This window comes from Bacillus sp. N6 (assembly GCF_052805735.1).
In genome coordinates this window covers 2,948,088-2,965,953 of sequence record NZ_CM127843.1, presented here as the reverse complement: position 1 = coordinate 2,965,953, position 17,866 = coordinate 2,948,088, and the positions used below count along the sequence as shown (strand labels likewise).

Below are 17,866 nucleotides of genomic sequence, written 5' to 3'. Positions count from 1 at the left end.
GATCTCTTTCATATAGAAGGAGATCCTTTTGGTTTTTGTAATAAAAGCGCTTGTTCAACAGCCCATTTTTGATGATCATGAATGAGAAGCTCTACAGCAAGTAAAGGAGACATCCACCGCAAAACATGATCTTCCTTACAGTTTTCAGTTTGTGTCTGCACCATGTTCACAATATAAAAGAACCCATCGTTTAAATAATAAGTATCTTCTTTTTCCGCATAAAAATATCGCATTGCATTACCGATATATTGATTAATTTCAATTACCCATCCTAATTCCTCTAGTAGTTCACGATGTAAGCATTCATCTTTTGTTTCGGTACCTTCCATACCGCCACCAGGTAAAAAATAACGGTCTCCTTTTTGGATAATAGCAATGTTTGAAGAAGTTGAGTTAAAAATAATTGCATAACAACTAGGCCGTAATACATATTGCTCAGTAGGCTTTTTATAACCAAAAATAAGTTTAGATATCATAAAACACGTCACCTCTCTATAAAATACACAAAAGGAATAATAAGGTAAAAATAGAATTGTATAAGTATAATCTTACGAGATTGGAGTGATAACAAAATGATAAATCGAAAGTGTTCGCGCTGTAAAGAAATTACAGGTACATTGCACGGTGGTAAAAAAATTAAGGAAGAATTTCTATGTGAGGACTGTTTGCAAAAAGGAATTGCGAGTGGAGAAATCGAATTATCACAAGTGGAAGAAAAACAAACTTCGTATCTTTCTATAAAAATATTAAAAATAATGAGTGTGATTTATTTAATAGGATCTATTTTAATGGCTTTTTCAACTGGTCCATTTATACATAACCTGGGGTTTGATGAAATGTCCATTTCAGGATCAGAATTAGGTTTAATAAGTATTGTTATGCTAGGTTCTATATTTCAGTCAGTTCTCGTATTTTGCGGGATATGGGTATTCATCCTATTAGTAGAAACAGTCATTAAAATTTATGAAAAAATGAAGTGAGTGAGAGGGAGAAACATATGCGAGTAAGAAACATCCAAGGGGAAGATTATGTAAAGATTCATTCTGTTTTAAATGATTGGTGGGGCGGGAGAGACATGGCTGCCATGTTGCCAAAATTGTTCTTCATTCACTTTCAAGAAACGAGTTTTATTATTGAAGAAGAGGGAGAAACGTTAGGTTTCTTATGCGGTTTTTTTTCACAAACATATAAAGATGAAGCATACGTTCATTTTATCGGTGTGAATCCGAAGTATAGAAGAAGAGGAATTGCATCGACATTGTATTCTTATTTCTTTGATATCGCTCGTGCAAATAACCGTAAAGTTGTAAAAGCAATCACGTCACCAGTAAATAAAAAATCAATACAGTTTCATAGGGAGATTGGCTTTCAAATTGAGGCTGGGGATGATGAGATAGAGGGTGTATCGGTACATACAAATTATGATGGGAACGGCGGGAGTAGAGTGTTATTTTTGAAAAATGTGTAAAAGTAGGCTAGCACAAAGTTAGCCTTTTTGTTGTGAGGAGCTAGAAATATGGAGAGTAAACAAAGTAGAAATGAGTATTTAAGACGCATACATAAGGTTCAAGATTATATAGAATCAAACATAGACAGTTCACTATCCATTGAAAAGCTAGCGGATATAGCAGGATTTTCGAAGTTTCATTTTCATAGAATTTTTAAAGGAATAGTAGACGAGCCGTTATCACGATATGTAAATCGATTGAAGTTAGAAAGGGCAACAAACCTTCTTACATATCGATTGGATATGACGATTACGGATATCGCTTACCATTTTGGTTTCACAGATTCAGCAGTTTTCTCCCGAACATTTAAAAATTATTACGGTGTAAGTCCGTCTCAATATCGAAATGACAATAGCAAGAATTGCAAAGACGTAAGGGGAATTCCTCAATACAATGAATGTAAGAAGGTTCGAGGAAATGTTGAAATTGTAACAGCGGACGATATAAACGTCGCATACATAAGACATATCGGTACATATGAAGAGTTAACGCTAGCTTTTCCAAACATGATAGAGAAATTATTTCATTACGCAGCAGAGGAAAACTATCATGTATTTGAGGATACGAAAGTATTAACCATTTACCACGATCATCATGAATTTACTGAGGACTATCATTTAAGAACAAGTCTATGTGTAACAATTTCAGATGAATCCACAGTAGAAACGAACGACGTTGGAATAATGGTAATACCTTCTGGAAAATATGCAGTAGGACATTTTGAAATATTCCAAGATGAATATAAAGGAGCATGGGATTTCTTATACGGTGAGTGGCTTCCCAATAGCGGATATAAACCGAGAGATTCGTACCCTTTTGAAATGTATAAAAATGACCCAAGGCAGCACCCAGAAAATAAACATATAGTTGATATATATGTACCTATCGAACCTTTTTAATCATGGGTTAAAGGGGAATGAATAATGAAAACTGCTGAAAAGTTAGATCTGATTATAAAAGAAGAATATAAAAATATTAATGGGATGTTAGTAGTACAGAGAGGCAATGTTGTTTTTGAAAATTATTATAATGGTCACGGTCCAGATGATGCATTTCATATAGCGTCAGTCACAAAAGCGATTATTTCTGCGTTAATTGGGATATGTGTAAATAAAGGTTATATAAAAAGCGTTGATCAAAAAGTAATAGAGTTTTTCCCAGAATATAACGTTCATTCATCTGAAATAACAGTGCGACATCTTCTTACGATGACGGCTCCACATCCTTTCGTAGACTGGCAGGAACCGCTAGAAGAGCTATGTACGCAACGAGATTGGGTACAGTATACCTTGAATAGGATTGGACAAGGTGGAGAAATTGAAGCTTTTAAATATTCATCTGCAGGAGCTCATTTACTATCAGCGATTATAACGAGTGCAACAGGAAAAAGTGCGCGTGAATTTGCGAATGAACACTTATTTCAGCTACTCGGCATGAGAGAAATTCCAAACTACAATATGAAAGCATTTGGATTTGATGACTTATTTGGAAAAGATGTAAAGGGATGGGTTCACGATCCAAGTGGTATTTCGACAGGTGGCTGGGGACTAACGTTAACAGTTAAAGATATGGCTAAGTTTGGACAGCTGTATTTGAATGAAGGTATTCATAATGGAAAGCAAATACTATCAAAATCATGGATAAAAGAATCGACAGAAATGAACCAAAATCAATATGGTTACTTATGGTGGTTACGAGAAGAGGCTGGAATCTTTTCATACTGTGCAATGGGCGATGGTGGGAATGTGATTTGTTGTATTCCGAAGCTGGATTTGGTTGTAGTAATTGCTTCTGAAATTATGCCGAATGCACGGGATAGATGGGAGTTAGTTAAAGGATACATACTTCCTTATTTAAAAGATTAATATGGGTATTTTTATGAAAATAAGAATGAAAGGTTTAGTTAAACTTGTTTTGTACTTCATGATAGAAAAAAGTGTGGTGTTAACAAAGTTATGTAACTAAGATTATAAAACTTCAACACCTATACGATTATTAAATAATTGCAAGGTGTTGAAGTACTTTTTAATCTATTAAGGCTGCTTTCAACTAAAAGAAGAAACATCTTTTTTCTTAGCTGTTTAACTATTTTTTAACTTTGTGCAGTATAAGATACATCGTGCCCAGCACAATTGCTAGTAAGGTAAATTTAATTAATTCTATTAGGCTGGCATCCCACTTGTTTTGTACTACATCTGTTAAATAAAATACATTAAACATACCATGTAAAATTGCTGGTGATATTACGGAACCACCATATTCCCTTGTGTACGTCAAAATGATAGATAATATAAATAATAAAGCAAGATAACTTAATATTCCTACAAACCAAAACTCATAGTTTTTATAAAAGATTGATACTGGAATATGCCATAAAGACCAGAGAAAAGCTATAATAATAGCTGTTTGTTTGAATGAATATTTTTTTCGTAAATAGTAATGAAAATTCCCACGCCATATAATCTCTTCTAATAATGCAGATAAAAATCCGACTGTAAGACCAACGAGCAAGAGAAATCCTAATTCATTCCAATGATGATATAAGAACTTTATATCATCATTATAAAAATAGAAATGGAGACATAGTCCTAGAAGTAGTGGCAATAATATGGAGAAAATTAGTGTTTTTATTTTGGGACGTGAAAATCCAAATGTGTGAACTAAGTTTTGTTTCTTAAATAATTTTTGAAATAAAATAACAGCTAAAAGTGGAACAACCATGGTAAACCCCAAATAATTACGACCATTTTCTATGTTCAGCAAGATGATATATACAAGTGATGGGAGAAAATAAATACATAATGTTGAATGATAAACTATGTGTTTATTAATATTTTTCACCTGCCTAAGTATGTATAAGTGGTTAATCGAATATCCGATATTTTAATTATATATGAAATGGAAATCGACAGAATGAATATTTCTATATTATTGTTTTTAACATAGAAAAAGTGTCGAAATTACATATATTGAACTTGTAGAAAAAATTAAGCTTTCCCCGTAACTTTCCACAACAAAAAATCGTTTAACAAAAGAAAGGATTTTCAATCATGAATGGGGGAGAACTATGAAGATATTAATTCTAGGTGGTACACGATTTTTAGGAAGAGCTTTCGTAGAAGAGGCTTTACAGAGAGGGCATGAAGTTACATTATTTAACCGCGGAACAAATAAAGAAAATTCTCCTGAAGTGGAGCAGCTTATCGGGGACAGAAATGGTGATGTATCCAGTTTAGAAAATCGAAAATGGGATGTTGTCGTGGATACATGTGGGTTTTCTCCACATCACATTAGAAATGTTGGAGAAGTACTTAAAGATAATATTGAACACTATATATTCATCTCAAGCCTTTCCGTATATAAAGATTGGATTCCGCATGACATAAAAGAAGACTATATATTACAACCTGAACCGACGGCTGAGCAAATAAAGACTGTAGAAAATGGTGAAATATCTCCTTATGAGCATTATGGTGCACTGAAAGTATTATGCGAAAAAGAAGCAGAGAAGTATTGGCCGGGGCGTGTTTTACACGTAAGAGCAGGACTTCTTTCAGGAATGTTTGATTATACAGATCGACTTCCATACTGGGTTCAGCGTGTAGCAAAGGGCGGAAAAGTGTTAGTACCAGGAAGAAAAAATCGTCCAGTGCAATTAGTTGACATAAAAGATGTCGCGAGATTTGGACTCGATATGGCAGAACATAATAAAGCAGGAACATTTAATATAACAGGTCCGAATGATGAATTGACGATGGAAGAGCTACTAAATACGTGTAAAAAGGTTACGAATAGCGATGCTGAATTCATTTGGGTAGACGAATCGTTTATGAGTGAACATAATGTGCAGCCTTGGACAGAAATGCCTTTGTGGATTCCAGAAACTTTCCCATTAGATGGTGAGACGAAGCCGTGGAGAGGCGGGTTTTCTATAAGTATCGAGAATGCTGTTAAAGAAGGACTTACTTTTAGAAGAATAGAAGAGACAGTTACAGATGTGTATGAGTGGATGGAGAGTACGGACGAATGGGAATTAAAAGCAGGTATTTCAGGCGAGAGGGAGAAGGAATTGTTAGAAAGATGGTATCAATAAATTTAGCGGAGCCCCTTGTTTATTTAAGGGGGGAAACGACAGAATAGAAAAAATGGGAAATTCGTTTTGTAGGTGAATATTCTACTGAAAAGAAAGCAACCAAGTGATTCGTCATACAAGTACATACCCAATTTGATTATTGGTATAAACTTGATTGAACATGAAGAATTATAGGAGGAGAAAAGATTATGTGGAAAAACACCATTCGCAGTATTTCCTCAAACTTAAGTTTAAAAAATCCAGCTACAAAGGATGCACTAGCTGAAGTTTAAAAAAATTTGCAGGTGGAGTTAACGAATGATTTATATCAATTATTAAAGGAAACAAACGGTATAGAAGGTGAATATGGGGACTTTATATGGTCTGCTTCAAAAATTAAAACTGAAAATATGAATATGAGAAATATAGCTGATTTTAAGGATCTATATATGCCTTTTGACTGTTTATTATTTTTTGCTGATGGCGGAGATGGTGATTTGTTTGGTTATTCCATTTTGAATGGAATAGTGCAAAGAGATGATATATATGTATGGAACCATGAAAATGATAGTAGAACGTGGGTTGCTCCTTCGTTAGAAATTTTTATGGAGTGGTGGAAGAGCGGAAAGATAACAATTTAAACATAGTACTAAGAAAAAACGCCTTGTTACTAAAGAAACAAGGTGTTTTTCGTATGTGAATTTATAACTCAATTGGTTCTTCTCCGTACATTTCCCACAGCTTAGAAAACATATTTTTCAGTCCTTCTTCGTCATCCTCATCCTAGTCTAACTTGATATCAACTTCCTCAAATTTTTCTTCTATTTCAAACTCTTTCTTTTTCAAACTATCAGTTGTGCCAATTTTTCTGTAAAACACAACGAAGTCTTTATCGTGTATTAGCTAGTAGCAAGACCGCCGCCTCAAAATCCGGCTAATACAAGGAAGGCCTGTATAAATAAGTTGTATTAATTACATTATTAGAATGTGTTTGTAACTATATTTTGGAAATTTTCTGTTGATTTAAAATGTGCGATAGTATATATTGTATATAAAGTATATATACAATATATTTAAAAAGAGGTATTTGCATGCAAATCACTATTACGAACACTTCAAAGGAACCTATTTATGAACAAATTAGTGCCCAAATAAAAAAGCTTATTTTACTAGGTGATTTAAAACAAGGAGATGCTCTTCCTTCAATGCGTCAGTTAGCAAAAGATTTACGAGTAAGTATTATTACAACGAAAAGAGCATATGAAGAACTGGAAAAAGACGGTTTTATTAATTCAATTGTCGGAAGAGGGTCCTTTGTAGCAGAACAAAACATTGAAACTATGAAAGAAGAAAAATTAAAAACAGTTGAAGAAAAGTTATGTGAAGCGATTCAAAATGCTAAGCAAATGGATGTTTCTTTAAATGAGCTAAAAGAAATGCTTACAATTTTATACGAGGAGGAAAACTTTTGGAAAACGTAATAGAACTTCAAAATGTCAGTAAATCTTTTAAAGGGTTTCAAATAAACAATTTTTCGATGGAAGTAAAAAAAGGATTTGTTACGGGTTTTATTGGAGGAAATGGATCAGGTAAATCTACAACGATTAAAATGATTATGAATCTAATAAACCCGGATAGTGGAAACGTCTCCTTATTTGGCATGAACTATTCGACTGATGCGAAACGAATTAAAGAAAGAATTGGCTTCGTTTATGACGATAATGTGTTTTATGATGAACTCACATTAAAGGAAATTACTAAAATTATTGCGCCTGCTTATAAAAAATGGGATTATAACCAATTTACATATTATAAAGATCTGTTCGAATTACCATTAAATAAAAAAATGAAAACATTCTCCAAAGGAATGAAAATGAAAGCCTCTCTCGCAATTGCCCTTTCACATCATGCTGAACTAATTATTATGGATGAACCTACATCTGGACTTGATCCTGTATTCAGAAGAGAATTATTGGATGTTCTACAAAATATTATGCAGGATGGAGAGAAAACTATCTTTTTCTCATCACATATTACAACAGATTTAGACCGCATTGCCGATTATATTACATTTATTCAAAATGGGAAGCATATTTTCACAAAAGATATTTATGCCATTGCAGAGGATTATGTTTTAGTCAAAGGACCACTAGATTTGTTAAAGTTTGATACTGAGCGTGAATTTATTTCTGTACGTAAGGCAAATACAGGTTTCGAGGGATTGATTGAAAATGCACATTCTATCGAAAACTTATTTGATAAGGATGTGGTGATTGAAAAACCAAGTTTAGAGGATATTATGTATTTCATGAAAAAGGGGGAATCAAGATGCTTAATTTAATTAAAAAGGATTTGATTTTACAAAAAACTTTCTTGCCTGCTTATCTCTTATTTCTAGTTACCTATTTGTGGGCCGGCATGGATGTAGCATATGTCATAATCATTTGTAGTGCCGTTTTTGTAATTAACACATATCAATCTGATGATAAAGATAATGCTAATATTTTAGTAAACTCATTACCGTATACTAGGAAGGAAATTATAAGTTCAAAATACGTTGGAACCTTGCTTTTTACAATAGTAATCACCCCATTTTGTTTAGTTGGAAAATATTTTATTTTAGACAGCATGGAATTTCAACTTTCCTTAGAAAGTTACATACTAGGCTTCTTGGCAGTCATGCTGATAACAGCATTTTACATCCCATTTTTTGTTGCATTTAAAGTGAAAACACTTGTACCAGTTTTTATATTTTTATCTATTGGAGTTATATATTTAATGCGAAATACTCCATATTTATTAAATAAATATGCTAATGGCGTACTGACCTTTTTAAAGGAGATTTCAGATTTGAAATTATTTCTTTTATTTGCTGTCATAGCAGTGGGGTGCTATGGGGGTTCATGGATATTATCTATTCGTATCTATCAGAACAAGGCTCTTTAATAGCAAGTTCTAAAAGGAGGATGGTTTAAATGACATCAAAAAAAGAGCGTCCTAGTCGAATACGAAATTGGCTGAAAACTATTGGAGCATTTTTCGTTATGCAACTAATTTTTATCATCCTTGACATGAATTCGTGGATACCGAACTTCAAGGAAGGAGGAGTTGGGGATCGTCTCGTTAATTCAGAGTTCTTTACGGAATGGTTCGCTCCTTATAAAACAAAGCAATTTAATGTACTAACGGCAGTTATGGCTATTTTATTATTCCTAAATGTAGTAACAAGTGCAATAAAAGACGCTTTTTCTAGAAAAAGAATTAATTAGCACATAAGTTGACCTTGCGTCTTTTTAATAATGTCTTAACTATATTTAAAAATAACAGGAAAAGGATAAAAACTCCACTTACTGATGTTTCACTTTATCTTTTACAATGATTTCTTAAAAAATATTTGATTTTTCAGTTTTGTATATTGGTTGAGATAGATGCATTCATCCCCCATAATGCTTCAAAAGTGTGCGCAGTAATTGTGACATATGTATTTATACTTGTGATGGCAAATGATGTGTATTATTTTTGGAAAGTTCGAAAATTATTGAACGAACTAGAAAAATTTAGTAATCTTATTTGTACGATACATACATAATAGTTTTATAGCGATTTTTAAATAAAGTATAGGAGGCAATCGTTGTGGATCTTACGTTCAAAGTAGAGGTAACATGTTTTAACTACCGAGTCGGAGCAATTTGTAAACAGGATAATAAAATACTTATTCTGCAAGGTGACGGTGAAGATTTTTGGTACGTACCAGGCGGAAGAGTGAAAATGCTAGAAAATAGTGAAGCTGCGTTAAAACGAGAACTTGCAGAAGAACTAGCTGTTCCTATGAAAGAGAAGAGATTAATATGGACAGTAGAAAATTTCTTTACACTTTCTGAGCGAAAGTTTCATGAGATTAGTTTTTATTATGAAGTAGAGCTACATGAATTACCTGCGAATGGAGCGGATCAATATATTTTGGAAGAAGAGGGTAGAACGTATTTGTTTAAGTGGGTGCCGGTAGAAGAGTTAGATGCATATAACTTACAGCCTGCATTTATAAAAGAGAAAGTAAAGGATATAGCAGTTCATACAGAACATATCGTTTTACAAAATTAAATGTATTCGGAGGGGAAAAGGGTGAAGGGGACTAAAAAAGAAATACATATAGATGATAAAGTAATTCGTTACACACATATCGAAAAAGGTTCTAGTAGGATTTGCTTTATGTTCTCAGGTTCAGGATACAATTACGATAAACCGTTATTTTATTATGCAACGATGTTAATGCTTGAACATAAAATAGATGTTATACATATTCATTATTCCTTTGATGGACAATTAATGAATAAACCAATGGAAGAAGTAACGAAAGTAATGATGGATGATATTCATCCTATAATGAAAGAAGTATTAAAAGATGAGCAATACAACGAGACTTTGTTTTTAGGGAAATCACTCGGAACAATTCCGATTGCAAATGATTTAATGAGGAGAGACGATTTTTTACAGTCAAAAATGATAGTACTTACACCTTTACTAACTTTTGAATCTATTTTTGATTCTATTTTACATAGTAGTCACGAAGGGCTTTTAGTTATTGGGGATAAAGATCACCATTATAATGCAAATCAAATTGATCAGTTATATAAAACGAATTTAACGATCGACGTTTTCAAAAATGCAAATCATTCTGTAAATGTTGGGGAATATGAAACAGAGAATTCAATTGAAGCGATAGCAAATATAATAGAAAAGCTTAAAGAAGTTGTTAGGAAAAAATAACTTATCAATACATGCAAAAAGAGGTGCGAATTGCACCTCTTTTACTTTTAATAAGCCTTCAACACATGAAGCAAATAATCTTTTCGGTTCAGCGGATTATAATCAACACGTTTTCGAGTAGGGAAGGGAGCCATAAGCTTTGTGAAACCAGCTGGCTTCGTTGTAAATATGCCTTCTCCTTCTGTAAATGAATGTAGTATTCGTTTGAAACTCTCTGTTTTCGCAACAGGTAATGATCCTGTTAACTGATAAGAATTGTAATGGAATATAGGCTCTGCAAAAGTTGCTGGAACGGCAGCGAGTTTATACATTGCAGTACTAATTGCGTGCTCCGGTACAGTTAATTCAAACTCATTTACTGGTTCATATACATATGTTTCAGCTTGCTTTAAAGCATCCATTAATACGATCGGTGTCAAATTTCTAAAGTCACTTGCTGTTGTAACAGGACTAGCATAACCAGTATGTGTTAACGTGACGATAATATCTGTAACTTCCCATCCATATAATCCTTGTTTTAACGTTTGAAATACCGTATCTTCAATTGCTTTATGGAATGCTAAAGGTAGTGATCCGAGTTCAACCCCTAAGTGATATGTTACGCCAGAGTTAAGTTCACCACGTTCAACTTTGAATCCGACTGTTGCGTAAAATGGATTCTCTTTTTCACCCATTACTTCAACAGAATTGCCTAAGCCAATTGGTTTCTCGATACATACAACTCGCGTATTTGAAAAAGTAACTTGCAAATTATATTTCTCATAAAGTGTTGTTTCAATTACTTCTTTTTGTACCTCACCGAAAAGGCGAATGTATAGTTCATTATGAACATCATCTTTCCACACTTTAATAAGTGGATCTTCTTCACATAGCTCCATAAGTGCAGCGTATAAATCATGAATTCTTTCTTTTGATACTGCATCAATGGAAGCTTCCATTTGTGGTTCGGCAAAGTGAATATCTTTTATATAATCCGTACGTTCACCAATAATATCACCAATTTTTATATCATTCAGTCCCCACACTTTGCAAAATTCTCCGCTAGGAACGATAGTAGATTGAACAGCATTTCCGCTATGAAACATACACATTTTTTTAATCTTTTCTTTATGTGGTAGAGACTCATCGCGCTGTATATCAACATATTTTCTAACATGTAAGCTACCTGAAAAAACTCTTATATAAGCAACCTTTTCTCCAGAAGGTTCACGTTCAATTTTAAAAACAACACCGGATAATGGTTCCTCTTGTGCCGATGTAAGAGCCGGCATTAGGGCCGGAAGTTTGTCAAGTAGTTCTGTTACTCCTATACCTGTCATTGCTGAACCGAAAAAGATTGGATACACACTTGCTTGCTGTATTTGCTGTTCTAGTTTTTCTCTTAATAGTGCGTCCGGTATTATTTCGTTATTTACATATGACTCAAGTAATGATTCATTAAATGGTGCTAACAGTTCCATACAATCGTCATATGATTTATATTCAATGATCCGGGCTTCTTTCGCTCCTTCGTTTAGAACAGAGTAGAAGGGGAATGCTTCATTTGAAAGAACCTCTTTTATTTGTTTCATAACTTTTTCAGTGTTTGCTCCACTACGATCAATTTTATTAACGAATAAAATTGTCGGTATGTTTAGTTTCTGTAATGTTCGCATTAAAATTTTTGTTTGTGCTTGCACACCTTCAACGGCAGAGATAACTAAAATCGCACCGTCTAGAACGCGGAATGATCGCTCCACTTCAGCGATAAAATCAGCGTGTCCAGGTGTATCAATGACATTTATTTTTACATCATCAATAAAGAAAGAAACGACAGATGCTTTAATCGTAATTCCGCGTTGTCTTTCTAATTCCATTGAGTCAGTTTGTGTATTACCACTATCTACTCGGCCAATTTCTTTAATCACATTCGTTTCATAAAGAATACGCTCAGTCAAACTCGTCTTGCCAGCGTCTACGTGCGCGACAATCCCTATATTTATTGTTGTCATATATCAATATCCTCATTTCATTTTCCATTTTCATTTCCTCATTTCTATTTGTGTATTGCCGCATTATCAATCACTCTCCAGTTCTTTAAATTAGTATTATTATAGTGCAATTAACATTATTTGTAACGCTACAAAGCGCCTTAATTTGGAAAAAATAAAATGAAAACAAAATGCTTGCATTCTAAATCGATATAGATTATATTAATTGACATATCAACTATTGATACATCAAATGTTTTCATTTTGATTGTAAAGGAGGGGTAATTTGACAAGTTCATGCTCAAAAGAAGCGATTATTTTATATAAATTACACTTTCTAAATAAAGAAGTAAGTTCGAAATTTGAAGGGTGTACGGGTATGAGCCAGTCTCGATTAGAGCTTATACTTCAGTTATATGAAGTAGGTGAAATTAGTCAAAAAGCACTTCAGCAAGAAGTGAATATTGATAATGCTGCGATAACGAGGCATTTAAAGCAGCTTGAGGCCAATGAAATGATTGTAAGACGTAAAAATCCAGATGATAACAGAATTACGTTAGTTTCTCTTACTGAAGAGGGACGAAATAAAATTCAAGCGTTTCAAGAGGAAAAAGAACGTTTTGCAGCATCTGCATTTAAAGGATTAAGTGAAGAAGAACGCGACAATCTTTTAAATATGTTAAACCACATTCAAGAAAATATAAAAGAATTATAAAAAAGGGAGAATACAACTATGACTAACTCAGTAAAAACAAATGATTTTAACGAAATTTTAACAGGACGTCGTTCAATTCGTAAGTACGACCCTTCAGTGAAAATTAGCAAAGAAGAAATGACAGAAATTCTTACAGAAGCAACACTTGCACCATCTTCAGTAAACATGCAACCATGGAGATTCCTTGTGATTGAAAGTGACGAAGCAAAAGCAACACTTGCACCACTTGCGAAATTCAATCAATCTCAAGTAGAAACATCTTCAGCAATGATCGCTGTATTCGGTGACTTAAACAACTTTGATAACGCAGAAGAAATTTATGGTACAGCAGTAGAGCGCGGACTTATGCCAGCTGAAGTAAAAGAAGATCAAATGAAAAAACTTTCAGGTTACTTTTCAATGGTTACACCAGAAGTAATGAAAGACACTGTATTAATTGACGGTGGTCTTGTAGCGATGCAATTTATGTTAGCAGCACGTGCTCACGGCTATGACACTTGTCCAATTGGTGGATTTGAGAAAGATCAAATCGCAGAAGCTTTCGGACTAGATAAAGACCGTCACGTACCAGTTATGTTAATTTCAATCGGAAAAGCTGCTGACAGTGGTTACCAATCAGTACGTCTTCCAATTGAAAAAGTTGCAGAGTGGAAGTAATTTTAAAGAAATAAGTGGAATATGAAAGGGGAAACACCATGATTATTATTCACGCAATATTTCAAGTAGATCCAGCAAAACAACAAGCATTTTTAGAAGAAATTCAGCCACTCATTCACGGTTCAAGAGAAGAAAGTGGAAATGTATCTTATGACTTATATAAAGATACAGAAAAAGAAAGTGTTTATACGATGGTAGAAGTGTGGAAAGATGAAGCAGCAGTTGCGAGCCATAATACGAGTGAACACTTCACATCTTTCGTTAGTAAAGCAGCACAATTTTTAACTGCTCCGCTTAATATAAAAGCTTATAATGGAGAGTTAGTAAAATAATGAGATAGAAAAAGATGACTTTAGCTTATAGTGCTAAGGTCATCTTTTTTATTTTTACAGGAATATATTTACTTTTATCAGTATGTGTTATAATTTGGAAAATAATAATTCTTAATTTTCTGAATAAGCGAAGACGGGGGATAAATATATGAACATTTTAAAGAAAATCACTAATAATATTTCGAAAGTTATTATAGGAAAAGATGAATCCATAGAACTTGCAGCCATTGCTCTAATAGCAAAAGGACATATTTTATTAGAAGATGTACCGGGGACAGGAAAAACAACACTAGCGAAAAGTTTGGCTAAAAGCGTGGACGCAAAATTTCAAAGAATACAATTTACAGCGGATACTTTGCCCGGAGATGTTATTGGTCTTGAATATTTTAATGTGAAGGAATCGGATTTTAAAACGAGGTTAGGTCCTATTTTTGCAAATATAGTATTAGTGGATGAAATTAATCGGGCTGTACCGAGAACACAATCTTCGTTACTCGAAGTTATGGAAGAGCGTACTGTTACAATTGCGAAACAGACGCATTCATTACCAGAACCTTTTTTAGTAATTGCAACGCAAAATCCTCTTGAATCTGCTGGTACATTTCCTTTACCTGATGCTCAATTAGACCGATTTTTACTTACGATTCGCCAAGGTTATCCTACGAGAGAAGCTGAAAAGGAAATGATGAATCGGTTTCAAACGAATGATCCGTTAGAAACATTACACTCTATTATTTCAAGTGAAGAAATTATTATGATGCAAAAACGTGCAAGAGAAGTGTTAGTAGGAAATGATGTGCAAGATTATCTTCTTGAAATTATTGAGGCAACGCGTAAGCATGAGCTAATTGAAATTGGTGTAAGTCCGCGGGGGACGTTGGCATTTATGAGAGCGATTCAAGCACGGGCTATATTAAATGAAAGAGATTACTGTACGCCAGATGATATAAAGATACTTGCTGCATCTATATGCGCTCATCGTTTAACGTTGACAATTGAAGGGGAGATGAAAACAACAAAAGAACAAATCATGAAAGAAATTCTTCATACGATTAATGTGCCGGTGGAGAATGTACGATGAATCAACAACTTGTGTATACACCTTTAGCGGAGCCTTTCGTAATAGGAGTTATGTCAGTTGTAGCCGTTATTTTAAGTGTATTTTCAAGTAATCTACTCATATTATCTCTCGTATTTTTATATGTAATTTTAATAGGTGCTATGCATGTTTATATACGTAAAGTATCTCGTGTTAACTGGGAATACGATCAAGGAAATTCGAATGTTTTTATCGGTGAAACGAACAGGTGCAAAATAAAAATTTCAAACAAATCAATTTTCCCTATTTTTAATGTTGTATTCCGATTTAAATGTGAAAATAAGATAACTTGGAATCATGATGAAATAAATAAAAATAATAGTACAGGTTCAAATTATTATATGAATTTTAATTTAAAAGGAAGAGAGTCAGTTTCATTTGATTTACAAGCTGTGGCATTAAAAAGAGGCATTGCGAAATGGGAAGAGGTTGAAATTGTTATTACTGATCTCTTTGGATTTATAACGAACCATATCACATATAAACAAGTTGATACGCCCTCCTATTTAGTCTTACCAGCTGTTCCGAAAATACAAGTTCCTGAATTACAAGAATGGTCACGAGGATTTCGAAAAGCGATGTCATCACCCTTATATGATGAAACGAAAGTAATGGGAGTAAAGTCTTATAAAAATGAAGATTTTCGTTCTATCCACTGGAGTGCAACAGCGAAAACAGGGACGATAACTGCGAAAAAGTACGAGCGAACGCAATCAGATAAATACGCGATTTACCTCAACTTGCAAAATAAAAGCGGTATTTCTTTGCGAAATGATACAGAGGAACTAATTGAATTAACAGCAGGTATATGCAAACAACTTCTTATGCAAAACTGTTCGTTTGAAGTATGGATCAATAGTGTAAAAGATAACGGTTTGCTACATATAAAAAATGGGGATAATCGGAAACATTTGCAAAATATATTAAAAGTACTTGCCTCAATATCGGACCAAGATACTCCTGTATCTTCCACTTATTTTTACACAGCAGGCTTTCGTCGAAAAGAATTGGATGCAGTTCCTTTAATTCTTGGTACTTCCCCAAGGAAATACACCAGAACGAATAAATGGGTTGTAATTAAAGAATAAGAAGGGGTTTATGTCATGGTTAATAAAGAGAGACATATGGAAGTAAAGTTGTGGAGTGTTAGAGTATTAATACTACTTTTCTTTACGGTTAGTGCGATAACGTTTTCACAAGGTGTTGTGCATGTACAAGACATAGTAAAAGGGCTTTTTTCTAGTAAGACGGAGACAATATCAGAAAGAAATTATGATTTTACTAGTGTAGACTCACAGTTTGATGAACCTGAAAGAATTATAGATGAAGAAACAGGAGTTGTAGATACAAGAACAAAAATAGATAGGAAAATTCCACTTTTTGTACGAAAAAATTCATGGACTGATGTGTTTTCTGTTCTTTCAAATTCATGGATTAGTGTCGTTTTTTATGTAATTATTGCAGTGGTTATTCTATATGTTTTTTATAAATTAATGAGGAAAAAGGTAACGAAATCAGAAATACAACAGGATAAACAATCGATAACAAAAGAAAACACGGATAGAACTGAAAAGAACAAGAAAGTGAAGCATCAGTTTGAACAGCCGTTACCGACAGATACGATAAGAAAAACGTTAGTTGAATGGGAAAGAACATTACCATTTCATGAACAGAGAAGATCCTATGAAACGATGCAACAGTGGTTAAAAAGAATTAGTAGAACGAGAAATATTACTTCGCTATATGAGTCTGTTCGTTATGGTGAAAAGACGTATACGGAGTTAGATGTGGAAAAAATAATGAAGTGGGTAGAGGGAGATGGGAAGGTGGATATGTAAATATCCACCTTTACTTTTTAGTATAGAAATTTGATTATCATGAATCATTTTCAAATATAAAACTGCCTTCAAATAAGAAAATGAAATTAACTGTAAATTAACTTTATTTACTTATACTTCATTACATGTTAACCTATACTTAATTTTTATAAATTATAATTAATTTTTGATTTTTTAAGGGTGTGAAAATGTAATGAAATCGGTATTAAAAAGCATACTTATTTCCTTTGTTTTTTCAGCAGTAGGTATGTGTTGGTTGCTGTTCTTATTATTTCAAGGGGACGGTGATTGGTTATTATCTTGGATAGGCGTATTAATGTCATATTTATCTTTATATACTTTAATAGATTTATACTGTAAAAATACATACGATAAAAAATTAAATAAATGGCTTATAAAAACAGCGGTGACTAGCTTTAGTTTTGCAGTATTAGGAATCTCATTTTGCATCATACATGAGCTATTAACACCATGGAGTCTTAGTTTAATGGTGTGGTATTGGTTGCTAATGTTAGTATTATTTTTAACGACTATAATATCATTAATCAGTTTAGTATTTGTTAATCGTAAAAATCACAATTTCACCGTTGGATATAGAATGCTCATACTTCTAAATGTATTTCTTACATTAGGACCAGTATTATGGCCGTTATTACTTTCTATTATTGGAAATGGTATGAATGCTAGTGCAGGCTGGTAAAAAGGAATTTAGATTAGTTGTGTAAAGAATAGGATGAAAAGCTGATATAGAATTTTAAATGTTTATGAGAACATGTTTACATAAAAAGTGAAAACATGTTCTCTTTTTATTTGCATGCATAACTCTACCTCAGTTTACCCTATTTAAATTTAAACGTAAGTATTTTGTAAGGAATGAATAAGAAAAAAGAGAGGTTTATCGTATAGGA

22 protein-coding genes and 1 pseudogene are annotated in these 17,866 nt (G+C 33.3%); 19 read left to right on the top strand and 4 right to left on the bottom strand.

Annotated elements, in window-relative coordinates; translation table 11 throughout:
• Positions 1-8: 8 nt before the first annotated feature.
• Positions 9-476 carry an NUDIX hydrolase gene (locus tag ACUXVC_RS15275; RefSeq protein ID WP_098125924.1) on the bottom strand — a complete coding sequence of 156 codons (468 nt, stop codon included), beginning with the start codon at positions 474-476 and terminating at the stop codon, positions 9-11.
• 96 nt (positions 477-572) lie between these two features.
• Here ACUXVC_RS15275 and ACUXVC_RS15270 point away from each other — a divergent pair, with 96 nt between their 5' ends.
• Genes ACUXVC_RS15270 through ACUXVC_RS15255 form a run of 4 tightly spaced genes read left to right on the top strand, consistent with a single transcriptional unit; the run spans position 573 to position 3,373 of the window.
• Positions 573-980 (top strand): DUF3980 domain-containing protein, encoded by a 408-nt coding sequence (locus ACUXVC_RS15270; protein ID WP_000610492.1) that lies wholly within the window; start codon positions 573-575, stop codon positions 978-980.
• Positions 981-997: 17 nt separating this feature from the next.
• Positions 998-1,468, top strand: coding sequence for a GNAT family N-acetyltransferase (locus ACUXVC_RS15265; protein ID WP_069355841.1), 471 nt, complete (start codon positions 998-1,000; stop codon positions 1,466-1,468).
• A 48-nt stretch (positions 1,469-1,516) separates the two neighbouring features.
• A complete protein-coding gene (locus ACUXVC_RS15260; protein WP_446025738.1) occupies positions 1,517-2,407 on the top strand; it encodes an AraC family transcriptional regulator in 891 nt (296 codons plus the stop codon).
• Positions 2,408-2,431: 24 nt separating this feature from the next.
• Entirely contained in the window at positions 2,432-3,373 is a 942-nt protein-coding gene (locus tag ACUXVC_RS15255) for a serine hydrolase domain-containing protein (protein ID WP_095690638.1), read from the top strand.
• A 220-nt stretch (positions 3,374-3,593) separates the two neighbouring features.
• On the opposite strand, the gene ACUXVC_RS15250 is transcribed toward ACUXVC_RS15255, so the two are convergent.
• On the bottom strand, positions 3,594-4,349 hold the full coding sequence (locus ACUXVC_RS15250) for a CPBP family intramembrane glutamic endopeptidase (RefSeq protein WP_446025737.1): 756 nt from the start codon (positions 4,347-4,349) through the stop codon (positions 3,594-3,596).
• Positions 4,350-4,575: 226 nt separating this feature from the next.
• Here ACUXVC_RS15250 and ACUXVC_RS15245 point away from each other — a divergent pair, with 226 nt between their 5' ends.
• The gene (locus ACUXVC_RS15245; RefSeq protein WP_069355838.1) at positions 4,576-5,601 is read left to right on the top strand and encodes an SDR family oxidoreductase; all 1,026 of its coding nucleotides are present in this window, start codon (positions 4,576-4,578) and stop codon (positions 5,599-5,601) included.
• Positions 5,602-5,879: 278 nt separating this feature from the next.
• The gene (locus tag ACUXVC_RS15240) at positions 5,880-6,221 is read left to right on the top strand and encodes an SMI1/KNR4 family protein (protein WP_206766296.1); all 342 of its coding nucleotides are present in this window, start codon (positions 5,880-5,882) and stop codon (positions 6,219-6,221) included.
• Between the two features lie 61 nt (positions 6,222-6,282).
• Here ACUXVC_RS15240 and ACUXVC_RS15235 read toward each other — a convergent pair.
• Positions 6,283-6,369, bottom strand: a pseudogene (locus tag ACUXVC_RS15235) (DUF4240 domain-containing protein); the annotation flags it as partial.
• A 302-nt stretch (positions 6,370-6,671) separates the two neighbouring features.
• Here ACUXVC_RS15235 and ACUXVC_RS15230 point away from each other — a divergent pair.
• From ACUXVC_RS15230 to ACUXVC_RS15205, 6 genes are all read left to right on the top strand, one after another.
• A complete protein-coding gene (locus ACUXVC_RS15230) occupies positions 6,672-7,061 on the top strand; it encodes a GntR family transcriptional regulator (protein WP_001167462.1) in 390 nt (129 codons plus the stop codon).
• Positions 7,049-7,921, top strand: a complete 873-nt coding sequence (locus ACUXVC_RS15225; RefSeq protein ID WP_069355837.1) for an ABC transporter ATP-binding protein — start codon at positions 7,049-7,051, stop codon at positions 7,919-7,921. The genes ACUXVC_RS15230 and ACUXVC_RS15225 overlap by 13 nt, the downstream gene beginning before the upstream one ends.
• Positions 7,909-8,526: an ABC-2 transporter permease gene (locus ACUXVC_RS15220; RefSeq protein WP_069355836.1), complete on the top strand. Its 618-nt coding sequence runs from the start codon at positions 7,909-7,911 to the stop codon at positions 8,524-8,526. Before ACUXVC_RS15225 ends, ACUXVC_RS15220 begins: the two co-directional genes overlap by 13 nt.
• A gap of 29 nt (positions 8,527-8,555) precedes the next feature.
• Positions 8,556-8,849 (top strand): YfzA family protein, encoded by a 294-nt coding sequence (locus tag ACUXVC_RS15215; protein ID WP_000202084.1) that lies wholly within the window; start codon positions 8,556-8,558, stop codon positions 8,847-8,849.
• A gap of 364 nt (positions 8,850-9,213) precedes the next feature.
• On the top strand, positions 9,214-9,681 hold the full coding sequence (locus ACUXVC_RS15210) for an NUDIX hydrolase (protein WP_446025736.1): 468 nt from the start codon (positions 9,214-9,216) through the stop codon (positions 9,679-9,681).
• Positions 9,682-10,347: an alpha/beta hydrolase gene (locus ACUXVC_RS15205; protein WP_141558569.1), complete on the top strand. Its 666-nt coding sequence runs from the start codon at positions 9,682-9,684 to the stop codon at positions 10,345-10,347. It begins immediately after the preceding gene.
• Between the two features lie 47 nt (positions 10,348-10,394).
• Here ACUXVC_RS15205 and ACUXVC_RS15200 read toward each other — a convergent pair whose 3' ends face one another.
• A complete protein-coding gene (locus tag ACUXVC_RS15200) occupies positions 10,395-12,338 on the bottom strand; it encodes an elongation factor G (RefSeq protein ID WP_000207806.1) in 1,944 nt (647 codons plus the stop codon).
• A 265-nt stretch (positions 12,339-12,603) separates the two neighbouring features.
• Here ACUXVC_RS15200 and ACUXVC_RS15195 point away from each other — a divergent pair, with 265 nt between their 5' ends.
• The 7 genes from ACUXVC_RS15195 to ACUXVC_RS15165 all read left to right on the top strand — a co-directional run bounded on the left by ACUXVC_RS15195 (position 12,604) and on the right by ACUXVC_RS15165 (position 17,658).
• Complete coding sequence (locus tag ACUXVC_RS15195) at positions 12,604-13,032, top strand: MarR family winged helix-turn-helix transcriptional regulator (protein WP_000204172.1); 429 nt, start codon at positions 12,604-12,606, stop codon at positions 13,030-13,032.
• 18 nt (positions 13,033-13,050) lie between these two features.
• Entirely contained in the window at positions 13,051-13,689 is a 639-nt protein-coding gene (locus tag ACUXVC_RS15190) for a nitroreductase family protein (protein ID WP_095690641.1), read from the top strand.
• Positions 13,690-13,727: 38 nt separating this feature from the next.
• Positions 13,728-14,021 carry a putative quinol monooxygenase gene (locus tag ACUXVC_RS15185; protein WP_000583805.1) on the top strand — a complete coding sequence of 98 codons (294 nt, stop codon included), beginning with the start codon at positions 13,728-13,730 and terminating at the stop codon, positions 14,019-14,021.
• A 148-nt stretch (positions 14,022-14,169) separates the two neighbouring features.
• Positions 14,170-15,102 carry an AAA family ATPase gene (locus tag ACUXVC_RS15180; RefSeq protein ID WP_095690642.1) on the top strand — a complete coding sequence of 311 codons (933 nt, stop codon included), beginning with the start codon at positions 14,170-14,172 and terminating at the stop codon, positions 15,100-15,102.
• A complete protein-coding gene (locus ACUXVC_RS15175; protein WP_095690643.1) occupies positions 15,099-16,208 on the top strand; it encodes a DUF58 domain-containing protein in 1,110 nt (369 codons plus the stop codon). The genes ACUXVC_RS15180 and ACUXVC_RS15175 overlap by 4 nt, the downstream gene beginning before the upstream one ends.
• Before the next feature lie 15 nt (positions 16,209-16,223).
• Positions 16,224-16,958, top strand: coding sequence for a signal peptidase II (locus tag ACUXVC_RS15170; protein ID WP_141241026.1), 735 nt, complete (start codon positions 16,224-16,226; stop codon positions 16,956-16,958).
• A 193-nt stretch (positions 16,959-17,151) separates the two neighbouring features.
• Entirely contained in the window at positions 17,152-17,658 is a 507-nt protein-coding gene (locus ACUXVC_RS15165; RefSeq protein ID WP_000843829.1) for a DUF3902 family protein, read from the top strand.
• Positions 17,659-17,866: the final 208 nt, after the last annotated feature.

Bases quoted from the DNA above. Each gene is read 5' to 3' on its own strand.
- ACUXVC_RS15245 (WP_069355838.1), top strand. From the start codon at position 4,576: ATGAAGATATTAATTCTAGGTGGTACACGATTTTTAGGAAGAGCTTTC.
- ACUXVC_RS15205 (WP_141558569.1), top strand. From the start codon at position 9,682: ATGTATTCGGAGGGGAAAAGGGTGAAGGGGACTAAAAAAGAAATACAT.
- ACUXVC_RS15165 (WP_000843829.1), top strand. From the start codon at position 17,152: ATGAAATCGGTATTAAAAAGCATACTTATTTCCTTTGTTTTTTCAGCA.
- ACUXVC_RS15175 (WP_095690643.1), top strand. From the start codon at position 15,099: ATGAATCAACAACTTGTGTATACACCTTTAGCGGAGCCTTTCGTAATA.
- ACUXVC_RS15190 (WP_095690641.1), top strand. From the start codon at position 13,051: ATGACTAACTCAGTAAAAACAAATGATTTTAACGAAATTTTAACAGGA.
- ACUXVC_RS15255 (WP_095690638.1), top strand. From the start codon at position 2,432: ATGAAAACTGCTGAAAAGTTAGATCTGATTATAAAAGAAGAATATAAA.
- ACUXVC_RS15275 (WP_098125924.1), bottom strand. From the start codon at position 476: ATGATATCTAAACTTATTTTTGGTTATAAAAAGCCTACTGAGCAATAT.
- ACUXVC_RS15265 (WP_069355841.1), top strand. From the start codon at position 998: ATGCGAGTAAGAAACATCCAAGGGGAAGATTATGTAAAGATTCATTCT.
- ACUXVC_RS15270 (WP_000610492.1), top strand. From the start codon at position 573: ATGATAAATCGAAAGTGTTCGCGCTGTAAAGAAATTACAGGTACATTG.
- ACUXVC_RS15180 (WP_095690642.1), top strand. From the start codon at position 14,170: ATGAACATTTTAAAGAAAATCACTAATAATATTTCGAAAGTTATTATA.
- ACUXVC_RS15185 (WP_000583805.1), top strand. From the start codon at position 13,728: ATGATTATTATTCACGCAATATTTCAAGTAGATCCAGCAAAACAACAA.
- ACUXVC_RS15200 (WP_000207806.1), bottom strand. From the start codon at position 12,338: ATGACAACAATAAATATAGGGATTGTCGCGCACGTAGACGCTGGCAAG.
- ACUXVC_RS15230 (WP_001167462.1), top strand. From the start codon at position 6,672: ATGCAAATCACTATTACGAACACTTCAAAGGAACCTATTTATGAACAA.
- ACUXVC_RS15215 (WP_000202084.1), top strand. From the start codon at position 8,556: ATGACATCAAAAAAAGAGCGTCCTAGTCGAATACGAAATTGGCTGAAA.
- ACUXVC_RS15260 (WP_446025738.1), top strand. From the start codon at position 1,517: ATGGAGAGTAAACAAAGTAGAAATGAGTATTTAAGACGCATACATAAG.
- ACUXVC_RS15220 (WP_069355836.1), top strand. From the start codon at position 7,909: ATGCTTAATTTAATTAAAAAGGATTTGATTTTACAAAAAACTTTCTTG.
- ACUXVC_RS15170 (WP_141241026.1), top strand. From the start codon at position 16,224: ATGGTTAATAAAGAGAGACATATGGAAGTAAAGTTGTGGAGTGTTAGA.